The sequence below is a fragment of the Actinoalloteichus caeruleus DSM 43889 genome (assembly GCF_000429185.2).
In the GTDB taxonomy this organism is placed as follows: Bacteria; Actinomycetota; Actinomycetes; order Mycobacteriales; family Pseudonocardiaceae; genus Actinoalloteichus_B; species Actinoalloteichus_B caeruleus.
On the sequence record NZ_AUBJ02000001.1, the window covers coordinates 941,019 to 961,933 of the forward strand.

The following is a 20,915-nucleotide window of genomic DNA, read 5'->3' on the forward strand; positions in this document are numbered from 1 at the left end:
CCCGAACCGCCGACACACCGCGAGAGCCCATGTCCGCGCGAACGCTACCAGCTACCTTCACGTTCGCGAACCCTCGAATCCGGACACACCCCACGACCTGTCAGGGCAAGCGGTCACAGTGCCACCGACACCCGGACACCACCCACGGGAGCCCGACCACCCATGACCGCACCACCGACCCAGCCCACCGACCTCATCACCCGAGCCACCACCCACCACCGCGAACTCCTCGCCCACTGCTACCGCATGACCGGCTCCGCCCACGACGCCGAGGACCTCGTCCAGGAGACCTACCTCCGCGCCTGGCGAGCACACGACCAGTTCGAAGGACGCTGCTCACTCCGCACCTGGCTGTTCACCATCGCCACCCGCGTCTGCCTCACCGCCCTCGCCACCCGAGCGCGACGCCCCCTGCCCCTGGGCCTCGGCCAACCCCCCACCCACCCCGACGCCGACCTCCCCATCCCCGAGAACCCGCACTGGATCGAACCGCTTCCCGACCCCGCCGACCTCACCGCCACCCGCGACACCGTCCGACTCGCCTTCGCCGCCGCCCTCCAACACCTCCCACCCCGCCAACGCGCCGTCCTCCTCCTCCGCGACGTCCTCCACTGGCGGTCCGCCGAGGTCGCCACCACCCTCGGAACCACCACCGACGCCGTCAACAGCGCCCTCACCCGCGCCCGCACCCGCCTCCGTGACCTCGACTGCCACCCCGACCACCCCGCCGACCCACCCACCCCCCACCAACGCGATCTCCTCCGCCGCTACGTCGAGGCCATGACCGCCAAGGACATCCCCACCCTCATCACCCTGTTCACCGAAGACGCCGTCTGGGAGATGCCACCCCACCCGGTCTGGTACCAGGGGCCACACCACATCGCCCACCACCTCCAACACCGCTGCCCAGGCGGACCCGGCGACCTCCACCTCACCCCGACCCGCGCCAACGGCCAGCCCGCCTTCGCCCTCTACCTCCGACACCGGACCGGACGGTTCACCCCCTTCGCCATCCAGCTCCTCACCACCACCCACGCCGGCATCACCCACGCCGTGACCTTCCTCGATCCCACCCTCTTCCCCCTCTTCCGCCTCCCCGACCACCCCCGGTGACACCACGACGGCCCCCCGCACGACCTGCCAGCCCGCCCCCACCCGGGGCAGGATCAAACCCGCACCGACCAGTTCCCCGTCCCCGGCTGGTCAACACCGGCAGGACCCAGACCACCCGACACCACGACCAAGGGACGACATCACCATGAGGAAAGTCATCTACTCGCTGTCCGTCTCCCTCGACGGCTACATCCAGACCACCGACGGCCAGATCGACTGGTCCGCTCCCGACCCCGAACTCCACCAGTTCCACAACGCGCAGGAGGCCGAGACCGACACCCACCTCTACGGGCGGCGCCTCTACGAGGACATGGCCTCCTACTGGCCCACCGCCGCCACCCAACCCGACGCCACACCGGAGGTCGTCGAGTACGCCCGGATCTGGCGCGACACACCCAAGGTCGTCTTCTCCCGCACCCTCGACTCCGTCGACCACAACAGCACCCTCGTCCGCGACGACCTCCCCGGCACCATCGCCCGGCTGAAGGATCAGCCGGGCAAACACCTCTCCCTCGGGGGTGCGACCCTCGCCGCCAGCTTCTTCCGGCTCGGCCTGATCGACGAGTACCGCCTCTTCATCCACCCCGTCGTCCTCGGCGGCGGCACCCCGTACTTCCCCACCCACGACCACCGCACCGCCCTCCACCTCGCCGACTCCCATGTCTTCGGCTCCGGCGTCGTCTACCTCCGATACCGACCCGCCTGACACCACCGCACACGCGCGGCGGGCGGGGGAGAGGCGCCTGCGGGGAGCACGCCAGGAGCACGCCCCCTCCTCACTCCCGCCCGCCGCCCCCGCTGGTCGACACCCCGGTCCGGACCTCGCGGAGCGTGCCGGGCCACCTGGTCCGCCTCGCGCTGTCCGGACGAAGCGCGGGCGGGCACTGCCCCGCCATCGACGAGGTGCCGGTCCGGCGGGAGCGCGCTGGTCATCACCCCGCCGCCGTGGTCCGGCGGCATCCTGGTCGCCGGCGAGCAGCTGGACCCCGACCTGACGGCCACATTGCGACCCGCCGGGGAGTGGGGGAGCGGTTGGGGCGCTCCGTCACCCCGCTGGACCGGCGGCGCACACCGTCCCCCACCCCCAGCGCCGGCCCCGGCTGAGCCCCTGCCCCACCCGTGGGGCAGGACACGCTCCCGGTACGGCCCGAGCGCGGAGCAGGCGGGGAGGCGGCGGGCCCCGTCGCGAGAACCGGACCGCACCCCGCGGTGGAGGCAGGTCGGGACCGGGCGTAGCTGAGGTCCGCGCGCCCCGGTGGTCCGCCCCTGCACCTCCCGCGAGGTACCCGTCCCGGCGGCACGCCTCCAACCAGGACTGACAGCGACGGTGGCGCGCTGGCCTTGAGCGGCCGGACCGCGGCGGGGGCGGGCGAGCGGTTCGATGGGGGACAGCGGCACGGGAGACGGTCCACTGGCTCGTGGACGAACCGGCGGTTCCGGCCTGCCACGCGGCCACCTCGCGGTTCCGCCACGGTGGCGGTGTGCGGGTCGGGACGCCGGAACGCCGCCACCCGCCCGCCACCCGCCGGCCGGTGCTCGACCCGATCAGGAGGCGGGGTCCTACCTTCCGTTCAGCTGCCTGGGCCAGCCGGACGCGTCGACAACGTCCATTCAGCTGGCCCTCCCGAGGAACAGGCCTGCCTAGCCTGGAACGGCCCCAAGATCCCTGGTCGAAACACGAGGAGAAGATGATGACGATGAGACGATTCCCGCGCGTGATGGCCGCCGCCACCGGTATCGCCGCCGCCGTCGCCGGCACGGTCCTCACGACGGGCGCCGCCGCCGCCGAGAGCCCGACCCTGATCGCCGAGGAGCCCGGCATCCAGATCATCGCGCAAGGGCAGACGGCTGACGGCGGCTGGGTGGAGTACACCGGCGTGGGCGAGATCGTCGTCGACGGCACCAGCGACGGCGTCGGAGCGCGGGCGGTGGAGGAAGTCGGCGGTGGCATCTGGAGCTACGGTTCCACGCGGAACCTCGCCGGGCGGAAGGTCTGTTACTCGCAGTACCAGCATCAGACCGCCGCCCACGGATCTTCGGTATCGATGAACGGCAAGGAGGACTCGGACTGGGTCGGGCCGGGAGCGGTGTCGAGTGCGCGGCTCACCGAGTACACCAATGCGACCTGCCACGCGTACTGGCGGAAGTGATGCGGCCGCCGGCGGCCGCACCCTGGCCGCCGGCGCCGGACGAGACGGGGTCCATTGCCGGTGACGACCCGCGCGCACCTGGTCACGGGGTGGTGCGCGGGCCGAGCGATTCCGACGACCGGGGCTTTCGTCCAGTCGTCGCCGAGGGGCCGGACGACCGTCGGCGGGCGGGCGGGGAGTGGCCAGTGGATCACTCACCGCTCCGGACCAGCAGTACTTGACATAATGTACATTATCGGCGTTTTGTGGAACCGCTGGTGGAACCGCTGGTGGGACCGTGCTAGGGACTCCGATCGCCCCGATATCCCGCGTCTCCCGTGCGCGGGTTCCGCCTGGACCCTGCCGGCCGTGGCACTCGCCGACGCGGCCCCCACGAGCGGCGACGCCGTCGTATTCGTCCCGCCGTCGTATTCGTCCCGCCGGCGAGGCGGTGGCCGGGTGGGCGGCACGACAGGCCGTGCCAGGCGCCGTCGCCCTCGGCTGCCGAGGACATGGCCCGTCCGTTCGCGGCCGAGGGCGACACCGTCGGCTGGTGCGCGGGTGACCACGGTCCGGGTGCGACGGTCGCCCGCTCGCCAGCCACGTCCGCGCCGGACCGGGCGGCGCGAGGCTGGCGAGCCACGTGCTGTCGCCTGAAGCCCGCCAGAGGCCCGGCGGGCGCACCGAGGCGGTCCCCCGAGGTGGGCCTTCGAGGCCGGACGGCGCGGGGTCACCCCCACCGCACCGCGGGCTTCGGAACCAGCCCCACTTTTCATGGATAATTGCGATTATCCATGAAAAGTGCCGGGACGGCGGTGCTCGTCCGCGTTGCCGCGAAGTCCGCCGTCCGCATCGGACAGGCATGCGGCGCGCGATCCCGGGACCGGCCCGCGTTTCGTCGCGGCCCCCGTGGTCCGGCTCCTCTCCCCTGCGAGGTGGACCATGACCGGCGGGTCCACCCCGCCCGTGGTGGTAACCGATCCCGCCGGTCCCCTCCCCGTCGGGCTGGCCGGGTCACCACCCGCCGCCGTCGCCCTCGTGGGCGGTCGCCGGGGCCACCGGAGGCCGGACGTGCTGGGGTGACGGCACCGGTGAGCGGAGGCGGCCCCTCCCCCACCCGCTCTGTCGGTCCGCGCCGCGAACCGTGGGGAGGCCCGCCGGCCGCCCGAGGACTCCCGGCCACTCGCGCGGGCGACCCCGCGCGGCGGCCCGTCGCCTCCCGCCCCGGGGAGGCCTGGACCGGCGCGACCGGCGTCGCGGGTGATCAGTTCGGGCCGAGCGCCGGAGGCTGGTCGATCCCGAACTCGTGGCGGAGCACCCGTGACGCCGCGTGGTAGCCGCACATGCCGTGCACACCCGGGCCGGGCGGAGTGGCGGAGGAACACAGGTAGACGCCGGACAACGGGGTGCGGTAGGGGTCCCAGCGGGGGGCGGGCCGGAAGATGGCCTGCCACGGCGTCATGGCTCCCGCACCGATGTCCCCGCCCACGTAGTTGGGGTTGTACGCGGCCAGCGCGGCGGCGGGAACACCACGGGCGGCGATGATGGTGTCGGAGAAGCCGGGGGCGAAGCGTTCGATCTGCCGACGGACCCGGTCGACGGGGTCGCGGGTGTCACCGTGCGGGACGTGGCAGTAGGACCAGACCGGACGTCGGTCGGGGCGGCCGCGTGTCGGGTCGATCGTCAAGGGTTCGGACAGGAGGGTGAAGGGGCGGGCGACGTGGCGTCCGCGCGCGGTCATGGTTTCGATGTCCCACACCTCGTGCTGGTCGCCGCCGAGGTGGACGGTGCCCGCTCCTCGGGTGTCGGGGTCGGACCAGGGAACCGGGTCGGAGACGAGGAAGTCGACCTTGGCGGCGGCGGCACCGTACCGGAAGCGCTCGAGGCTCCTGCGGTAGCCGGCGGGCAGGGAGGGGCCGGCGATGTCGAGGACGCCGGCTGGGGCGAGGTCGAGCAGGACGGCGCGCGACGCGGCGAGCTGCCGGAGGTCGGTCACGCGGCTTCCGGTGTGGAGGGTGCCGCCGTGGGCTCGGAGGTCGTCCAGGAGCGCGTCGGTGATGCGGGCGGAGCCGCCCTCGACCAGGGGCCAGCCGGTGGTGTGCGCGAGGTGGCCGAGGAGGAGGGCGACCGCGGCGCCGGTGAGGCTGGGGAGCCGGCCGACGGTGTGGGCGGCGACGCCGGCCAGGAGGGCGGGCGCCGCTGGGTCGCGGAAGGCGTGGCGACCCAGTCGGGTGCCGTGGGTGAGGACGCGGGTGGGTAGCGGCAGGGCGGCGCGTGGTGCGGCGGGCAGGTGTCGTTGGTCGGCGAGGAGCAGGTCGCAGAGGTCGCCGCTGTGTCGGACGAGTGGGGTCATCAGGGATCGCCAGTGGGCTCCGTCGGGGCCGAGGCGGTCGCAGGTGCGGTCGAGGTCCCGGTAGGCCACGGCGGTGGGGGCGTTGTCGAGGGGGTGCGCGTAGCTGGTGTCGGGGGTGCGGAGGTGGACGCCGCGTGTGCTGAGGTCGAATTCGCGGAAGAAGCGGGAGGCGGCGGCCATGGGGTGCACGGCGGAGCACAGGTCGTGGATGGTGTCGCTGTCGAAGAGGGTGGTGGTGCGCAGTCCCCCGCCGGGGGTGTCGGCGGCTTCGTGGACCTCGACGTCGAGGCCGGCGCGGGCGAGGGTGACGGCGGCGGCCAGGCCGTTGGGGCCGGATCCGACGACGGAGACGTCGGGGGTGGGCATCGTGCCTCCGTGGGATGGGTGTCCTCGGTGGTGGTGTGGGGGCGGGGGTTGTGCTGGGGACTCTTCCACGGGGAGGGGGCGGGTGCGGGGAGGGCCACGCGGGGGTGGGGAGGGGGTGGGGGTGCCCTCCCCTCCCCCGCTGGTGGGTGCCGGGCGGGTGTCCCCGGTTCCGGCCGGGGATGGTGGGTGGGGGTGGCGGCACGGGCGTGACGGTGCCGGGCGGGGTCAGTCGAGGGTTGTGGGGGTGTCCTCCCGCCACAGGTGGCAGTGGTGGGTGGTGTGGGGGTCGGTCAGGCGGATCCCGGTGGGGCCGGGTGCCAGGGCCAGGGTGGCGGGGTGGGGGGACGAGGGGTGGAGGGCCGGCCAGGTGGGTGCGCCGGGGCTGTTGGGGTCGCCGTGTCGGGCGAACTGGGTCCAGTAGGTGACCATGTCGTGGGCCAGTCGCCGTTGTGCGGGGGTGAGCTGTTCGGTGACCCCGCCCCAGTCGAACAGGTAGCCGAGTTCGGAGGCGTGGCTGGCGCCCAGGGGGACGTCGGGGCGGCGGGGGTGGCCGGGGTTGGGGGCGCCCGGGTCGGCGAACTCGTAGGTGTGGGTGGGGACGTGGTTGGCCCAGGCGCGCGCTTCGGTGAGGACGGGGCAGGCGACGGCGCGGGCGGTGTTGAGGGCGGCCCAGGCGGAGGCGGGGCTGGGGTGTGCTGGTGCGGGGTAGTGGGCGGCGACGGTGTCGGCGTGGGGGCCGAAGGTGTCGTGGAGCAGGTGGAGGTAGTCGTCGTTGTCGAAGCGGCCGTGCAGTGCCGAGGCGACTCCGGTCATCTCGTCCCGGGTGGTGCCGATGAGGACGGGGACCCGGTGGACGGCGGCCTGGTCGAGGGCGGTGGGGGGTGGGAGGGGGATGAGCGGGGTCCCGTACGCGGGTTGGGTGAAGTCGTCGTGGTGGGGTGTGAGTGCGGTGACGTCCAGGGAGCGGAGGCAGCGGAGGGGGTCGTCGTCGTGCTGGCATCCCAGGGCGGCGGTGGTGCGCTGGCCGGCTTCCTCGGTGCGGGTGAGGGAGCGCCAGGGCAGGTGTCCGGGATCTCCGGGGCCGAGTGCGTTGCGGGGGAAGATGGCGGAGCAGGAGCCGCTCTGGAGGATGGCCCGGTGGAAGAGGGAGCGCGCGGTGGGTGAGGTGAGGTGGGTGCAGACGCTCATGCCGCCGGCGGACTCCCCGGCGAGGGTGATGGTGGTGGGGTCGCCGCCGAAGGCGGCGATGTTGCGGCGGACCCAGGCCAGGGCGGCCTGTTGGTCGGCGAGGCCGAAGGTGCCGCTGCCGGGGAGTTCGGGGTGGCCGAAGAATCCGAGGGCGCCGAGGCGGTAGTTGAGGGTGACCACGACGAGGCCGTTGGCCGCGAGTGCGCGGGGGTCGTGGTCGCTGCCCGCGCCGGTGGTGAAGCCGCCGCCGTGGATCCACACCAGGACCGGTGCCGGGTGGTGGTGTGCGGTGGGTGGTGGGGTGGTGACGTTGAGGTGGAGGCAGTCCTCGGCGGTGCTGGCGGGGGTGCCGCCGAGGCCGGGGCCTTGGGCGCAGCGGGGGCCGGGGTGGTGGCGTCCCGGGTGCCGGTCCAGGGTGGTGGTGGGTGGGGTGGCTGCCAGCGGAGGTCGCCGACGGGTGGGGCGGCGTAGGGGATTCCGAGGAAGTCGCGGTGGTCGGTGTCGTGGTGTCCCTTGAGGAGCCCGGTGTCCACTCTGACCAGGGTTGGGTCCGGGGTGGGTGGTGGGTGGCCCGCGAGGGCGGCTGGGATGAGGAGTGCGAGGGCGACGGCGAGGGCGAGGGTGGTGGTCAGGGGGCGGTGTCGTGTGGTGTGGGGGTGGTGCGGGGGCCGCATGGGGTCACTCCGTTGTGGTCGTCCCGACCGCGACGTCGTGTGAGGGTGGCGGTGTCCGCCCGGCGGGGCGCGGGTGGCCTCGTCGGGTGCGGTGTCCGCTGTGCGGGTGGGTGGTCGCGGTCGGGTGGGCCGGTCCTCGGGCGGGCCGGCCGGTGGGTGGGACGGGTGTCGCCGCGTGTCCTGCGGCTGCTCCCCGGGTGGTCAGGGGGCGCTGCTGGGCGTGTGGCGACGGGTGGTTCGGGGTGGACGTGTGGTGCGCGTCGGGTCGCGTGGTGGTCGGGGCCGGCCGGTGCGCGGGGCTGTGCGGGATGGTCGGCGTGCGACGTGTGCCGGGCTTCCGGGTGGGTGCGCGGTGGTGGCCGTGGTGGGCGTCACCGGGTGCGCGCCGCGTTCCGTGGTGGTTGCCGGTTTCGGCGACGACGGGCGGCCGGGTCCAGGGACCGCCCGTGACAGGTTATCAACGGTCTGTGATCGACGCCAGGTCCGGTTGGTGGTGGGGTGGTGGGCCGGGCGGTGGATGGGAGTGGCGCTCGGGCTTGGGGTGTCCGGCGGTTGGCGTGGTGGCGGGGCGTGGGCGGTCCGAGCGGTCGTGGTTGGAGGGTTGGTGGCGTGTGGCGGGGTGCCACCGGGCGAAACGTGGCACCAACCTTCTAGTGGGTTGGCGTGGTGTGGGCGGGGGGAGTCGTGTGGCGGGCCGGTGGTGCGGGTGTGGTCGCCGGGGTCGTGTCGCCCGGTCGGAGGTGGTGGGAGGAGCGCGGTGGCCGTGCGGGCGCGTCGTGGGGCGGTGCGGTCCAGGTGGCTTCGCGGTGCGGTCCTGGGGTGGTGTGGTCGCGTGTGCGGTCCAGGCCGCCAGGTGCACGCGGTCGACTGCTCCCCTGGTTGGCGTAGCCGTGCGCGTCGCCCGAGGGGAAGTAGGGGGAAGTAGGCGGAGTTGCCGGTCTCCGGTGTCAGGGCTCGTCCGTCGGTGGTGAGTGTGCGGGTTCCTGACTCGATGAGCTCGAAGCCGTGGGAGGCGGGGAGTTCTCCCGTGTCGCCTCCGGGGGCAGGGGTGCCGTGGATCCGGTCGAAGTGGGTTCCGGGGGTTCGGGGGTGAGGATTCCCGGTGCCATCCCCCGGCCTCGTGGAGGTGGGCGTGGTCGCTGGCGGGGTGCGGGTACCACCGGGTCCTGTTCGGCCGCGGTGATCAGGGGGTGGTGGGGCGACGAGAGTCCGCCCGGCGGTCCGGGTCAGGACGACCACGGTGGGTGCCTTCTCGCCGCGTTCGACGGCGGGGAGCATGCTGGCGCTCACCGAAGGCGGCGGTGGCCAGGTCGTGCGGGGTCATGCCTCGTCCCGGCGGAGGCGTTGTACGCGGTGGGCGAGGACACGCGGTTCCAGCACTACAGTGTTTTCGTGTCCGCGGTAGAGGAAAGTCCGGGGCGGGTTGGTGCCGTGCTGATCCGTCCCGCGCGTGTTGGTGACCTGGCCGAGGTGGCGGCGATCTTCGCCCATTACGTGACAGGCACGGTGAGCACCTTCGAGGAGGTGCCGCCCACGGTGGAGTGGTGGGGGCAGCGCCTGGCCGATGTCACCGGCCGGGGGCTGCCGTTCCTCGTCGCCGAGGTCGAGGGGGGTGTCGCGGGTACGCCTATGCCGGGAGTTGGCGTGACAAGCCGGCCTATCGGCACACGGTGGAGGATTCGATCTACGTGCGTCCGGACCGTACGGGTCTGGGTATCGGGGGCGCGTTGTTGAGCCGGTTGCTCGGCGAGTGCGCCCGTGCGGGTGCGCGGCGGATGATCGCGGTGATCGCGGACTCCGGTGACGCGTCCTCCACGGAGTTGCACCGGCGGCATGGGTTCACCGAGGTGGGGCGGCTGGTGGGAGTGGGTTTCAAGCACGGCAGGTGGTGGGACACGGCGCTGTGGCAACGGCCGCTGGGGGTGGCCGGCTGGGGCGCTGGGCCTGGCGTGGGTGAGGTGTCGCGGCCAGGGGGCTGACGGTGCGGGGCCGGGTCGCGGTGGACCCGGCCCCTCCGTTCCGCTGGTGCGGTCCGTGTGGTGTGGCCGGTGCTCAGCTGGCGACGCGGATGGTCGGCTGGTGACGCACGGGGAAGTTGACCGAGTTCGCGATGAAGCAGTCGCGGTGCGCCGCGGCGTGCAGTTCCTCCGCCCGCTCGACCATGCTGGCGTCGGTGACGGTGACCACGGGGTTGAGGACGACCTCGACGAACCTGCCGCTGGAGACCCGTTCCATGCGCATCAGGCCGGTGGCGGCGTCCTCGTAGGAGGTGACCACCACCCCCTGGGTCGCGCACAGCGCCAGGTAGGTCAGGAGGTGGCATTCGGACAGCGCGCCGACGAGGAACTCCTCGGGGTTCCACCGGGACTGGTCACCGCGGAAGGAGGGATCCGCGCTTCCCTGGAGGACGGGCTTGCCCTCCACCACCAGGTCGTGGTCACGGGTGTAGGTGCGGTAGGACGAGGTGTCCTGTCCTGGCTGGGGGGTCCAGCGCACCGTGACCGCGTAGTGATGTTCCTTGCTCATCGTTCGTGTTCCTCCTCGCTCCCGTGTGTCAGGAGACGGTGGGCGACGGTACCGCTCGTCGGCGACGGGAACGTCCAGGTTTTGGTGGAGTGTCCGGCGTGGGTGTCGCTGGGGGTGCGCTGGACTCGGCGGGCGTGGCGCCGGGAGGGTGTCGTGGTTCCGCTGGGGGTCAGGTCCGTGCCTGGCGGTCGCGGCGGCGGTTCGTGGATCCTTCCGCCGAGGTGGGTGCTGCTGAGGTCGCGCACCGGTGGTGCGGGGTGCGCGCCCAGGTCGCCTCGTCCTCGGAGCTGGCCGTGCGGCGGGTGGGCGTCCCTGCTCCGCACCTGGTGTTGCGTGGCGCGCCGCGCGTGGTGTGGGCGGACGAGGGCGCCGAGGTCTTCCGGTTGTTTCGGTCCTGGCCGCTGCCCGGGGCCGGGAGGCCGGCCTGGCGGTGGGCGTTGGGGCTTCCCGTGAGGTGGCGGCGCTGGGTGGTCTTCGGGTGCCGGTGCCGGTGGCGTGGTCGGTGTCGCGCGGTGATTTGTGCATCCGGTCGGGCGCCGGGGTGACCGGGACCCGGTAGCAGGGGACCCGTCGGTGCGTCGGGTGGCGTGGAGGACCTGGGTGCTCGTTCTTCTCGAGGCTGTTGGGGCCGCTGTTGGCCGTCGTCGGGAACCTTCCGGGGTTTTCGGCGAGGAGGGCGGGTGGGCTGGCCTGCCGGTCCTCCGCACCCCCCGGTTCGTGCTCCGCCCGCCAGGGGTGCGGGGTGGTCCCGTGGGCCCGGTGGTCCTCGGCTGTCCGGGTGGTGGCCGGAGTCAGGGGTGCGGATGGGGCGGCCGCTCCCCCGCCCGGGCGGGGGGCCCGTTCCCGTCGGGGTCCGGGGGCCCCGGCTGGTTCCCGCCCCACGCGCCCCGTGAGGTGGGCCCCTCCCTCTCGGGGGGTGGGCGGGGGCTCGGTGTCGCACGGTGGGGCGGAGGAACGGACGAAAGTCACGTCGGGCGTCGTGGCGGGTGTGGGACCGGCAGGATGTGCCTCATGAGCCACCACCACCCGTCCCGGCCCACGCCCGAGTGCGACGGCACCTCGACGCCGGGCCCGCAGGACTGGGAGCAGCGTTCCCGAGAGCTCGAACGTGAGGCGGAGCTGGCCGTCCCGTGGGTCACCGCCGCCACCCGGTGGATCGCCGAGCTCGTGGGCCCCAACCTGGTGGAGTGGGTCCTCGACGTCGGGTCAGGGCCGGGAGTGCACACCGAGACCCTGGCGTTGACCTTCCCCACCGCCAGGGTGACCGCCGTGGACGGTGCGCCGGCTCTCCTGCGCCACGCCGAGGCGCGGGCGCGGCGGGCGGGGCTGTCGGAGCGGCTCGACGTCCACCACGCCGATCTGAACACGGACCTGGACCGTCTTCCGGTGGCGGACGTGATCTGGGCGAGTCGCGTCCTGCACCACGTGGCTGACCAGCCGCGCGCGGTGCGGTCGCTGGCGGGGCGTCTGCAGCCCGGGGGGTTGCTCGCGGTCGTCGAGGGAGGGCTGCCGATGCGGTTCCTGCCCGCGAGGTCCGGGCCGGGGTCGGCCGGGTTCCCCTCGCGGTTGGACGCCCTGGTGTCGGAGGCCGTGGCCGAGGCGCTGGCGGGCCATCACGAGCCGGGCGGTCCGGGTCCGGTGACCGACTGGCCGGCGGAGCTGGCCGGGGCCGGGCTGGTGGGTACCCGGAGTCGGTCGTTCCTGTTGGACGTGCCCGCTCCGGCGCCCCCGGAGGTCCGCGAGTACGTGGTGGACCGGCTGGGCCGGGCGAGGGAGATGGCGGGCGGGGCGCTGGGCGCGCCGGACCGGGGGGCGTTGGACCGGTTGTTGGATCCCGAGGATCCGGAGGGGGTGGCGCGGCGGCCGGACCTGTTCCTGCTGTCCGCGGCCACCGTGCACGTCGGGTGGCGGGAGGCCTGAGGGGGCTGGGTCCGGTGGCGTGGCCGGCGTCAGTCGGGGTCGGCGGCGCGGGGGCGGGCACGGACGTGGACCCGCTCGCCTTGGCGGCCGAACAGGCTCAGCAGTTCGACGGGCCCCGAGCCGGTGCTGCCGAACCAGTGGGGCAGTCGGGTGTCGAACTCGGCGGCCTCACCGGCGCGCAGGACGACGTCGTGTTCGGCCAGCACCAGGCGCAGCCGGCCGCTGAGGACGTAGCACCATTCGTAGCCCTCGTGGGTTTTGGGGTCGGGTTCGGTCTGCGTCTCGGGGATGACGAACTTGTAGGCCTGGAGTCCGCCGGGTTGGCGGGTCAGCGGGATGACGGTCATCCCCCGGATCTGGCGGGGTCGGGTCCGGATGCGGGGGTCGCCGACCGGTGGGCTGCCCACCAGTTCGTCGATGGGTACCTGGTGGGCGCGGGCGATGGGGAGCAGGAGTTCCAGGCTGGGTCGTCGCCGTCCCGACTCCAGGCGGGACAGGGTGCTCACCGAGATGCCGGTGGCGGCTGACAGGGAGGACAGCGTCGCGCCGCGTTGTTGGCGCACCCTCCGCAGCCGGGGTCCCACCTCGGCGAGGACCGTCTCCAGTTCGTCGGGGGGTGAGGTCGGGTCGCTGTCGGGGTCCCCGGGTCCGCTCATGACCCGATTATGGCAGGGACGGCAACGTGGGTTGCCGTTGTCAGGCGGGGCCGGAGAGGAGCCCGCCGTCGTGGACCAGCCGTTCCCGGCCCGGGGGGCCGGTGTCGTCGAGGGCGCGTCGCACGTGGTCGCGGTCCGCGTGGGAGGCGAGGCGCAGCCGCAGTCGTTCGGATCTGAGCACGGCGACGCGGAGGCGGAGCAGGCGTCCGCTGTCGGGGTCGAGGTCGGGTAGGTAGGCGGCGCGCAGGTCGGGGCGGTAGGGGTCGTGCCCGGTGATGCCTTCGTAGTCGTTGATGAGGTCACCGCAGCCGTAGAGGACGAGGTGCCCTCGGTAGACCTCCCAGGCGCGCGGGTGGTGGGAGGAGTGGCCGTGGACGAGGTCCACTCCCCCGTCGATGAGGTGGTGGGCGAAGTCCACCTGCGACGGGGGCACGGTGTACCCCCAGTTGCCGCCCCAGTGCACCGAGACGGCGGTGGTCGCGCCGGCGCGGCGGGCGGGGCGAGGCGGGCGGCGAGGGTGTGGGCGGCGGTGGGTGAGAGGTCGGGGATCAGGTGCACGCCGGGGCGTGCCGGGTTGGCGGCCCAGGTGGCGGGGACGCCGCTGTCCGGGGTTGCGCAGCCCAGCACGGCCAGCGAGTTCCCGCCGGGCAGGGGGATCGGGTGGGGGCGGGCTGCGTGGTCGGCGTCGGTGCCCGCCCCGACGGTGGGCAGGCCGGCGTCGGTGAGGGCGCGCAGGGTGTCGAGCAGTCCGGGGTGGCCGAGGTCGAGGACGTGGTTGTTGGCCAGCGTGCACACGTCGGGGGCCAGCGCGGTCAGCACGGGGAGGTTGTCCGGGGACATCCGGTAGTGCAGGGCCTTGGCGGGGTCGAACGTGTCGGCCCTGGTGACGCTGGTTTCGAGGTTGATCAGCCGGGCGGCGGGCCGGAGTTCGGTGAGCAGGGCGAGCAGGTCGCCCCAGGGCCAGTCGTGGGGGGCGGGGGCGGGCAGGGGGCCGTGCGCGGCCTCGGCCAGCCGCAGGTAGTCGCGGGCGTCGCGGAGCCAGTCCTCGCGGATCTCGGGGGCGCCGGCGCCGGGGAGCAGCTGGTCGACGCCGCGTCCGGTCATGACGTCGCCGGCCAGGAACAGGGTGACCGGTGGGGCGCGGCGCGCGGCGCTGTCCCGGTCGTGTCCGGGGTGGGGGTGGTGGGCGGGGGTCATCGGGGAGGCCGCCGGCGGTGGGTGGGGTCTCAGGCGGGGTGGGTGAGGGCGGCCAGGTGGGTGGTGAACCAGCGGGTGGCGAGGTCGGCGACCTGGTCGAGCGCGCCGGGTTCCTCGAACAGGTGGGTGGCGGCGGGCACCACGGCCAGGTCGGCGGGGCCTCCGAGTCGGGTGTGGGCCTGCCGGTTGAGTTCGAGGACGATCTCGTCGGCTCCGCCGACGATGAGCAGGGTCGGTGCCCGGACGGCGGGGAGGTGGGGGCCGGCGAGGTCGGGGCGGCCGCCTCGGGAGACGACGGCGGCGATGTCGGCGTCCCGGTCGGACGCGGCCCACAACGCGGCGGCGGCACCGGTGCTGGCCCCGAAGTAGCCGATGGGCAGGCCGGCGGCCCGGGGGTGCTCCCGCGCCCAGGTGGTGGCGGCGCGGAGGCGGCTGGCGAGTAGGGGGATGTCGAAGACCCGCGCCCGGTCCCGTTCTTCCTCGGCGGTGAGCAGGTCGAACAGGAGGGTGCCCAGGTGCCCGGCGGTGAGGGCGTCGGCGACCCGCTGGTTTCGGGGGCTGCGGCGGCTGCTGCCGCTGCCGTGGGCGAAGATCACCAGGCCCAGGGGTTGGGCGGGCAGGTGGAGGTGCCCGGGGAGGGTGACGGTTCCGGCGGGCACGGTGACGTCCTGGTCGGCGGTGGTGCTGCTCGGCGGGGGCCGGGCACGGAGGACGGCCCGGTGTGGTCGCGGGAGAGCAGGTCCACGACTTCGGCGTCGCTGGTCTGGTCGAAGTGCGCGTAGGCCTGGCCGACGGCCAGGAACATCGAGGGGGTTTCCAGGCAGATGAGGTCGTCGACCTCGTCCCGGAGGGCGTCCACGGCCTCGGGTGGGGCGACGGGGACGGCGAGGATGACCCGTCGGGCGCCGTGGGCTCGGACGACCTGGGCGGCGGCGCGGGCGGTGGAACCGGTCGCGATGCCGTCGTCGACGAGGATGGCGGTGCGACCGGTGAGGGGGGTGCGGGGGCGGTCGCCGCGGAACCGGGCGGCGCGGCTGTCGACCTGGGCGCGTTCCCGGCGTTCGACCTCGGCGAGGTGGGTGGCGTCCACGCCCGCGCGCCGGCGGATGTGGTCGTTGATCACGCGGACGCCGTCCTCTCCGACGGCGCCCATGCCCAGTTCGGGTTGACCGGGTACTCCCAGTTTGCGGACGACGACGACGTCCAGGGGCCGGTGGAGGTGGGCGGCGACCTGGTGGGCCACCGGTACCCCGCCCCGGGGCAGTCCCAGGACCACCACGTCCTGGTCGGCGAGGGGCGTCAGGCGGTGCGCCAGGCGCTGGCCGGCGTCGGTTCGGTCGGTGAAGGGCATCGCTGCCTCCTCACGGGTGGTCGGGGAACCGCCCGCCTGTGAGGGCCGCACGGGGGCGGGGCGGATTGTCCGGTGTCGTGGTCCACGGTAGGCGGGGGTGGGGTGTCGGGGGCAGTGCGGAAGGTCCCGGCCCGGTGGGGTCGGGTGGTCGTCAGGGGGCGCGGCGCGGGTGGGGGGTGAGGAACTGGCGCAGCCGCTGCCAGGGGTAGGTGTTGATGACCTCGTCGGGGCCGACCCAGCCGCGTTGCGCGGTGCCCACGCCCAGCCGCACCTGGTCGAGGTGGGTCGCGGCGTGGGCGTCGCTGGCGACGGAGAAGCGGACGCCGAAGTCCCGGGCCCGGCGTGCGAGGTCGCCGTCGAGGTCCATGCGGTCGGGGAAGGAGTTGATCTCCAGGGCGGTGTCGTGGCGGGCCGCTTCGGCGAAGACGGCGTCCCAGTCGGCGTCGAGTGCCGGGCGGTGTCCGATCAGCCGGGTGGTGGGGTGGCCGAGCACGTTCACCAGTGGGTGCCGGACGGCGGCCAGCAGTCGGGCGGTGGTGTCGTGCCTGCTCTGCCGGAAGTGGGAGTGCACCGAGGCCACGCGGATGTCGAAACCGCGCAGGATGTCGTCGTCCCAGTCCAGGCCGCCGTCGGGTTGGATGTTCAGTTCGGTGCCGTGGAGCAGGTGGATGCCGGCGTCGCGGTCGAGCCGGCGGATCCGCCGGCGCTGCTCGAGTGCCTTCTCCGTGGTCATGCGCTGCATGCGCAGCAGGGGGGCGTGGTCGGTGATGGCGCAGTACTCGTGGCCGGCGGCCCGGGCGGCGCGCACCATCTCCTCCAGGGAGGCGACGCCGTCGGTGAGGTCGGTGTGGGTGTGGAGGTCACCGCGCAGGTCGCGGCGTCGCAGCAGGCGGGGTAGTTGGTGCCGTTGGGCGGCCTGGATCTCCCCGGTGTCCTCGCGCAGGGGTGGCGGTATCCAGTCGAGGCCGAGCCGTGCGTAGAGCTCCTCCTCGCTGTCGGCTCGGACCGGGCGTCGGGTGCGGGCCCGGAGCAGGCCGTACTCGGACAGGGTCAGGCCGGCGTGCACGGCGATCTCGCGGATGCGGATGTTGTGGGCCTGGGATCCGGTGAAGTACAGCAGTGCGGCTCCCCAGGCTCGGGGTGGGACGGCGCGGACGTCGATCTGGACGCCGTCTCGGGTGCGCACGGAGGTCTTGGTGCCTCCGCTGCCCAGGACGCGGTCGACGGCGGGCAGGGTGGTGACCGCGCGCATGACGGCGTCGGGGTCGGTGGTGGCGACCAGCAGGTCGAGGTCGCCGACGGTGTCGCGTCGGCGGCGGACGGAGCCGGCGACCTCGGCCCGCTGCGCTCCGGGCAGGGTGGTGAGCTGGCCGAGTGCCTGGTCGGCGAGATCCAGGGCGAGGGCGAGGGGGATGCGGTGCCCGGCTCGCTGGGTCTCGCGGAGGGCGGCGGTGAGGTTCTCCTCGGTGCGCGGCCCCCACCCCCGCAGGTCGCGCAGGTGTCCGTGCCGGAGGGCGTCGCGCAGTGCGGCGGTGGAGGTGATGCCCCGTTCCTGGAAGACCTGGTGGGCGCGGCGCGGGCCGAGCCCGGGACGGCCAGGAGGGCCCGCAGGCCCGCGGGTACCTCGGCGCGGAGCGTGTCGAGTTCGGTGACGGTGCCCGTGTCGAGGTACTGCTTGATCTTGGTGGCGAGTTGGTCGCCGACGCCGGGGATGGCGCGCAGGCCGCGTCGGTCGAGGCCGGTGAGGTCGGCGGTGTGCCCCCGCACCGATCGGGCGGCGCGTTCGTAGGCCCGGATCTTGAACGGGTCGGCCCCCGAGATCGCCAGGAGTTCCGCGAACTCGGTGAGCATGTCCGCCACGGCCTCGTTGGAGCGGGGCATGCTTCGACGGTACGTCGGCGGGCCGGGCGGCGCGGGCGCGGCGGTTTCCCGGGCGTGACTGGTCACCGGGGGTGGCCGGGGCCCGTGGTCCGCGGGTGGTGGGGGCGGCCCAGCACGTAGGTGGCGGTGACGGCGCGGTCGTCGCCCAGGGTCATGAGGGCGAGGAGCCGCTCGGTCAGGGTCGTCGCCCGCCGGGTTCGGCGTCGCAGCACCGGGGTCGCCGCCCAGTCCAGGACGACGAAGTCGGCTTCCCGCCCGGGGTGGAGGTTTCCGATGGCCCCGTCCAGGCGCAGTGCCCGCGCGCCGCCGAGGGTCGCCAGGTAGAAGGCGCGGAGGGCGGACAGCGGGTGGCCGCGCAGGGCGGCGACGGCGTGGGCCGCGTTGAGGGTGACCAGCGGTGAGTAGCTGGTGCCGGCGCCGACGTCGGTGCCGATGCCCACCGGGATGCCGGCGGCCAGCGCCGAGGACAGGTCGAACAGGCCGCTGCCCAGGAAGAGGTTGGAGGTGGGGCAGTGCGCCACGGCGGTGCCGGTGCGGGCGAGCCGCCGCCGGTCGGTCGGGTCGATGTGGACGCAGTGGCCGAGGATGCTGCGGGGGCCGAGCAGTCCGTGGGCGTCGAACAGCGCGACAGGGGAATCGGTGCCGAACAGGTGGTTCACCAGCGCCACCTCCTCCTGGTTCTCGGCGGCGTGGCTTTGGATCCACAGGTCGGGAATCTCCCGGTGGAGGCGGGCGACCATCGTGAGCAGCGCCTCGGTCGAGGTCGGGGCGAAGCGGGGGGACAGCGCGTAGCCCAGGCGTCCTCGCCGGTGCCAGCGTTCGAGGAGGTCCCGGGTCTGGTGTTCGGCGGTGGCGAGGTCGGGGTCGCGGAGTCCGTCGGGGGCGTGGGGTGCGCGGTCCATGAGGACCTTGCCGCTGATCATGCGGAGGTCGCGGTCGAGCGCGGCGGAGAGGAAGCCGTCGACGGAGGCGGGGTGGGCGGTCGGGAAGACCCCGGCGGTGGTGGTGCCGGCGGCCAGCAGGGTGTCGAGGAGGAAGTCCGCTGCCCGCCGGGCGTGGTCGCGGTCGTCGAACTCGCGTTCCCTCGGGTACACGGTGGTGGTGAGCCAGTCCTGGAAGTCCTGGCCGGGGCCGGCGATGGCGTCGATCTGGCTGGAGTGGACGTGGGGGTCGACGAAGCCGGGCAGGATCAGGCCGCCCCGGTGGTCGACGTGGGGGGCGTGGCGGTGGCGTGAGGGCAGCGCCGTGGCCGGGCCGACCCAGTCGACGTGCCCGTCGGGGTGACGACCAGGGCGCCCTCGGGGTGGTGTTCCGCGCTGCCGGGAGCCTCCTCGTCGCCGGGGTCGTCGAGGAAGTGCAGGATCTCACCGAGGAAGACGGTGGCGGTGTCCTCGGGTCCGGTGGGGGTGTGGTGGTCGGGGCGGGTGGTCGGCGGGTTCATGGTGCGGGTGGGGTCGGCCGGCGGCGCCGGGGGCGCGGTGTGGGCGGGCGGGGGCGGGTTCCCGCGGTGGGATCACGGTGGCCTCCCGGGTGGGTCGTGGGTGCGGGGTTCTCCGCCGGGGGCGGTGTCGGCGTGCCTCCCATCCTGCCCGGCTGGGCACCGTGGGGGCGGGTGGGACGGGTGCGTGGGCGGCCGGGAGGGGTCGCGGGCCGGTGCGCCGTCCCGCCGGCGGGCGCGACGGCGGGGAGGGCGCGGTGTCGGAGGTCTCAGCTGCCCTCGCCCGGTGGTCCCGCCCCGTCTGCCTCCCCGGGCTCCCCGGGCCGCAGGGAGCCCTCGAGGAGGCCGTCGACGCCCAGCCGGACCAGGGTGCGCCCCAGTTCCGCGGCCTGCCGTGCCTGGTCCTGGAGTTGGAGCAGCCGCAGGACCACGCGTCCGTAGGCGCGTTGCTCCTCGATGGGCAGGCGGGGGACCTGGGCGCGGCGCGGGTCGACGCGGCTGGCCCCGGGCAGGTGCCGGGCGGTGGCGGCCAGCAGGACCCCGGCGAGGAAGTGCGGGTCGATCTGGTCGGGGTCGACGCGGTAGCGGGTGAGCGGGGGGGCGAGGATCGCGGGGGTGTCGACGACGCGGACGGCGCCGAGTCCGGCGACCACGTCCCCAGTGTCGACGCGGACGCAGCCGGGTTGCCATTCGGCGCGGTCGGAGGGGGGGCCGCCCTCGGCGAGGTCGGTGGCGGTCAGCACGGGTTCTCGTCCTGTTCCGGTGGTCAGCCGGGTGGGGGCGGTGCGGATGGTGACCAGGCCCGCCCTGGCGAGTTCGCCCAGGGTGGTTGGGGTGGGTGGGGGGTGGTCGGGGGTCGGGGTGGGCGTGAGGGTGGGGGCGGCCAGGGTCAGTGCTCGCAGCTGGTCGAGGGCGGAGTGGAAGCGGGCGCCGAGGTTCTGGTGGTGGCGGCCGAGGCGGTGGCTGGTGGGTCCGACGTCGACGGTCTCGTCGAGCAGGTCGACCACGGGGAGGGCGGCGGCACCCGGGGGGAGGTCGTCGTGGCGGCCGGTGTCGAAGCGGCGCCAGGCGGTGAGCACGTCGGTGGGATCGTCCCCTTCGGCGGCCATCAGCATCAGGTGGGAGGGCGGGGTGTCCCCGGGGTGGGGGCGGCGCAGCAGCCAGAGGTCGACGGCGGGCGCGGCGAGGGTGACGACGGCGCGCAGGGCTCCGGCGCGCAGCAGGTTCGCCCTGATCCTCCTGCCGGCCCGGCGGCCCGCGGCGGCGGGGGGCATGAGCACGGCGGCGTGCCCGGCGGGTCGCAGCCGGGCCAGGCAGTGTTGGACCCAGGCCAGTTCGGACTCGCTTCGGGGGGGGATCCCGTACTGCCACCGGGGGTCGGCGGTGAGGTGGGCGTGTCCCCAGGACCGTTCGTTGAAGGGGGGGTCGCAGACGACGGCGTCGGCGAGTTCGGTGGCGAGGTGGTCGTCGAGCAGGGTGTCGGCGGGGGCGATCCGGGCGTCGACGGTGTGCAGCCGCAGTCGGGACTCGGTGATCGAGGCCCGGGTCGGGTCGATGTCCTGGCCGAGGCGGCGGGCCGAGGGGGCGGTCATCAGGAGTGTGCCCAGTCCGCAGGCGGGGTCGAGTACCGTGCCCCTGCCGGCGTCGGTGAGGGTGACCATCAGGGTCGCCAGGTCGGGGGAGGTGAGGGCGAGCCGGCGGGAGTGGGTTTCGGCGTAGCGGGCGCAGACGAACTCGAACGCGGCGGCGGGTCCGCGTTGTTCGGCGAGTCGGATGAGCAGTCTGGCGGTGTCGGGGTCGTCGAGTTCGGGTCGGTCGATCTCCGCCCGGGGGGTCAGGGAGAGCAGGAACCGGCCGGTCGCGGCGACCCGGTCGCCGAGGGACAGGTCGTCTCCCAGGCGGAGGCGTTGCCAGACCCGGTCGGCCAGCGACACCTCGTAGGGTTTGCCGTTGCGGCGGAGCCAGTCCTCGACCTCCCGCAGGGAGAACAGGGGGCTGGAGGTGGTGCCGGCGATCGGTTGGGGGAAGTCCTCGTGTCGGCGCCGCCAGTTGCTGACCGCGGCCCGGCCGACGTCAACGAGACGAGCGATCTCCGCCGCGTTCACGGTGGCGTCCTGGCTCAT

15 protein-coding genes and 3 pseudogenes are annotated in these 20,915 nt (G+C 74.2%); 5 read left to right on the plus strand and 13 right to left on the minus strand.

Annotation, left to right across the window (positions count from 1 at the left end; all coding sequences use genetic code 11):
- The first annotated feature begins 162 nt into the window (after positions 1-162).
- From G443_RS03725 to G443_RS03735, 3 genes are all read left to right on the plus strand, one after another.
- Positions 163-1,113 (plus strand): sigma-70 family RNA polymerase sigma factor, encoded by a 951-nt coding sequence (locus tag G443_RS03725; RefSeq protein ID WP_030228334.1) that lies wholly within the window; start codon positions 163-165, stop codon positions 1,111-1,113.
- A gap of 145 nt (positions 1,114-1,258) precedes the next feature.
- Positions 1,259-1,819, plus strand: a complete 561-nt coding sequence (locus G443_RS03730; protein ID WP_026418024.1) for a dihydrofolate reductase family protein — start codon at positions 1,259-1,261, stop codon at positions 1,817-1,819.
- 985 nt (positions 1,820-2,804) lie between these two features.
- Complete coding sequence (locus G443_RS03735) at positions 2,805-3,263, plus strand: lactococcin 972 family bacteriocin (RefSeq protein ID WP_245588727.1); 459 nt, start codon at positions 2,805-2,807, stop codon at positions 3,261-3,263.
- A gap of 1,243 nt (positions 3,264-4,506) precedes the next feature.
- Here G443_RS03735 and G443_RS03740 read toward each other — a convergent pair.
- Complete coding sequence (locus tag G443_RS03740; protein WP_026418022.1) at positions 4,507-5,961, minus strand: phytoene desaturase family protein; 1,455 nt, start codon at positions 5,959-5,961, stop codon at positions 4,507-4,509.
- A gap of 225 nt (positions 5,962-6,186) precedes the next feature.
- Positions 6,187-7,823, minus strand: a pseudogene (locus G443_RS03745) (carboxylesterase/lipase family protein).
- Between the two features lie 1,544 nt (positions 7,824-9,367).
- On the opposite strand from G443_RS03745, the gene G443_RS03750 reads away from it, so the two are divergent.
- The gene (locus G443_RS03750) at positions 9,368-9,802 is read left to right on the plus strand and encodes a GNAT family N-acetyltransferase (protein WP_308208827.1); all 435 of its coding nucleotides are present in this window, start codon (positions 9,368-9,370) and stop codon (positions 9,800-9,802) included.
- Positions 9,803-9,875: 73 nt separating this feature from the next.
- Here the strand turns inward: G443_RS03750 and G443_RS03755 are convergent, their stop codons facing one another.
- Positions 9,876-10,349 (minus strand): OsmC family protein, encoded by a 474-nt coding sequence (locus G443_RS03755; protein WP_026418021.1) that lies wholly within the window; start codon positions 10,347-10,349, stop codon positions 9,876-9,878.
- A 1,011-nt stretch (positions 10,350-11,360) separates the two neighbouring features.
- Here G443_RS03755 and G443_RS03760 point away from each other — a divergent pair.
- The gene (locus G443_RS03760) at positions 11,361-12,269 is read left to right on the plus strand and encodes a class I SAM-dependent methyltransferase (protein ID WP_081715306.1); all 909 of its coding nucleotides are present in this window, start codon (positions 11,361-11,363) and stop codon (positions 12,267-12,269) included.
- A gap of 29 nt (positions 12,270-12,298) precedes the next feature.
- Here the strand turns inward: G443_RS03760 and G443_RS03765 are convergent, their stop codons facing one another.
- The 10 genes and pseudogenes from G443_RS03765 to G443_RS03805 all read right to left on the minus strand — a co-directional run bounded on the left by G443_RS03765 (position 12,299) and on the right by G443_RS03805 (position 20,915).
- Entirely contained in the window at positions 12,299-12,925 is a 627-nt protein-coding gene (locus G443_RS03765) for a helix-turn-helix domain-containing protein (protein ID WP_035291632.1), read from the minus strand.
- 40 nt (positions 12,926-12,965) lie between these two features.
- Positions 12,966-13,388: a CapA family protein gene (locus G443_RS25690; protein WP_253860112.1), complete on the minus strand. Its 423-nt coding sequence runs from the start codon at positions 13,386-13,388 to the stop codon at positions 12,966-12,968.
- Between the two features lie 131 nt (positions 13,389-13,519).
- A pseudogene (locus G443_RS25695) lies at positions 13,520-14,122 on the minus strand (CapA family protein); the annotation flags it as partial.
- A 29-nt stretch (positions 14,123-14,151) separates the two neighbouring features.
- On the minus strand, positions 14,152-14,781 hold the full coding sequence (locus G443_RS03775; protein ID WP_253860113.1) for a dienelactone hydrolase family protein: 630 nt from the start codon (positions 14,779-14,781) through the stop codon (positions 14,152-14,154).
- A complete protein-coding gene (locus G443_RS03780) occupies positions 14,715-15,473 on the minus strand; it encodes a phosphoribosyltransferase (RefSeq protein WP_253860114.1) in 759 nt (252 codons plus the stop codon). The genes G443_RS03775 and G443_RS03780 overlap by 67 nt, the downstream gene beginning before the upstream one ends.
- Before the next feature lie 151 nt (positions 15,474-15,624).
- Positions 15,625-16,725 carry a PHP domain-containing protein gene (locus G443_RS03785; protein ID WP_253860115.1) on the minus strand — a complete coding sequence of 367 codons (1,101 nt, stop codon included), beginning with the start codon at positions 16,723-16,725 and terminating at the stop codon, positions 15,625-15,627.
- Positions 16,726-17,186: 461 nt separating this feature from the next.
- Positions 17,187-17,354, minus strand: a pseudogene (locus G443_RS03790) (hypothetical protein); the annotation flags it as partial.
- Between the two features lie 62 nt (positions 17,355-17,416).
- Entirely contained in the window at positions 17,417-18,595 is a 1,179-nt protein-coding gene (gene guaD / locus G443_RS03795; RefSeq protein WP_253860289.1) for a guanine deaminase, read from the minus strand.
- The gene (locus tag G443_RS03800; protein WP_253860313.1) at positions 18,544-18,795 is read right to left on the minus strand and encodes a hypothetical protein; all 252 of its coding nucleotides are present in this window, start codon (positions 18,793-18,795) and stop codon (positions 18,544-18,546) included. The genes guaD and G443_RS03800 overlap by 52 nt, the downstream gene beginning before the upstream one ends.
- A gap of 266 nt (positions 18,796-19,061) precedes the next feature.
- Positions 19,062-20,915: an N-6 DNA methylase gene (locus G443_RS03805; RefSeq protein WP_051313676.1), complete on the minus strand. Its 1,854-nt coding sequence runs from the start codon at positions 20,913-20,915 to the stop codon at positions 19,062-19,064.

Bases quoted from the DNA above. Each gene is read 5' to 3' on its own strand.
- G443_RS03805 (WP_051313676.1), bottom strand. From the start codon at position 20,915: ATGAGCCAGGACGCCACCGTGAACGCGGCGGAGATCGCTCGTCTCGTT.
- G443_RS03725 (WP_030228334.1), top strand. From the start codon at position 163: ATGACCGCACCACCGACCCAGCCCACCGACCTCATCACCCGAGCCACC.
- G443_RS03785 (WP_253860115.1), bottom strand. From the start codon at position 16,725: ATGCGCGCGGTCACCACCCTGCCCGCCGTCGACCGCGTCCTGGGCAGC.
- G443_RS03780 (WP_253860114.1), bottom strand. From the start codon at position 15,473: ATGCCCTTCACCGACCGAACCGACGCCGGCCAGCGCCTGGCGCACCGC.
- G443_RS03740 (WP_026418022.1), bottom strand. From the start codon at position 5,961: ATGCCCACCCCCGACGTCTCCGTCGTCGGATCCGGCCCCAACGGCCTG.
- G443_RS03765 (WP_035291632.1), bottom strand. From the start codon at position 12,925: ATGAGCGGACCCGGGGACCCCGACAGCGACCCGACCTCACCCCCCGAC.
- G443_RS03760 (WP_081715306.1), top strand. From the start codon at position 11,361: ATGAGCCACCACCACCCGTCCCGGCCCACGCCCGAGTGCGACGGCACC.
- G443_RS03735 (WP_245588727.1), top strand. From the start codon at position 2,805: ATGACGATGAGACGATTCCCGCGCGTGATGGCCGCCGCCACCGGTATC.
- G443_RS03800 (WP_253860313.1), bottom strand. From the start codon at position 18,795: ATGAACCCGCCGACCACCCGCCCCGACCACCACACCCCCACCGGACCC.
- G443_RS03755 (WP_026418021.1), bottom strand. From the start codon at position 10,349: ATGAGCAAGGAACATCACTACGCGGTCACGGTGCGCTGGACCCCCCAG.
- G443_RS03730 (WP_026418024.1), top strand. From the start codon at position 1,259: ATGAGGAAAGTCATCTACTCGCTGTCCGTCTCCCTCGACGGCTACATC.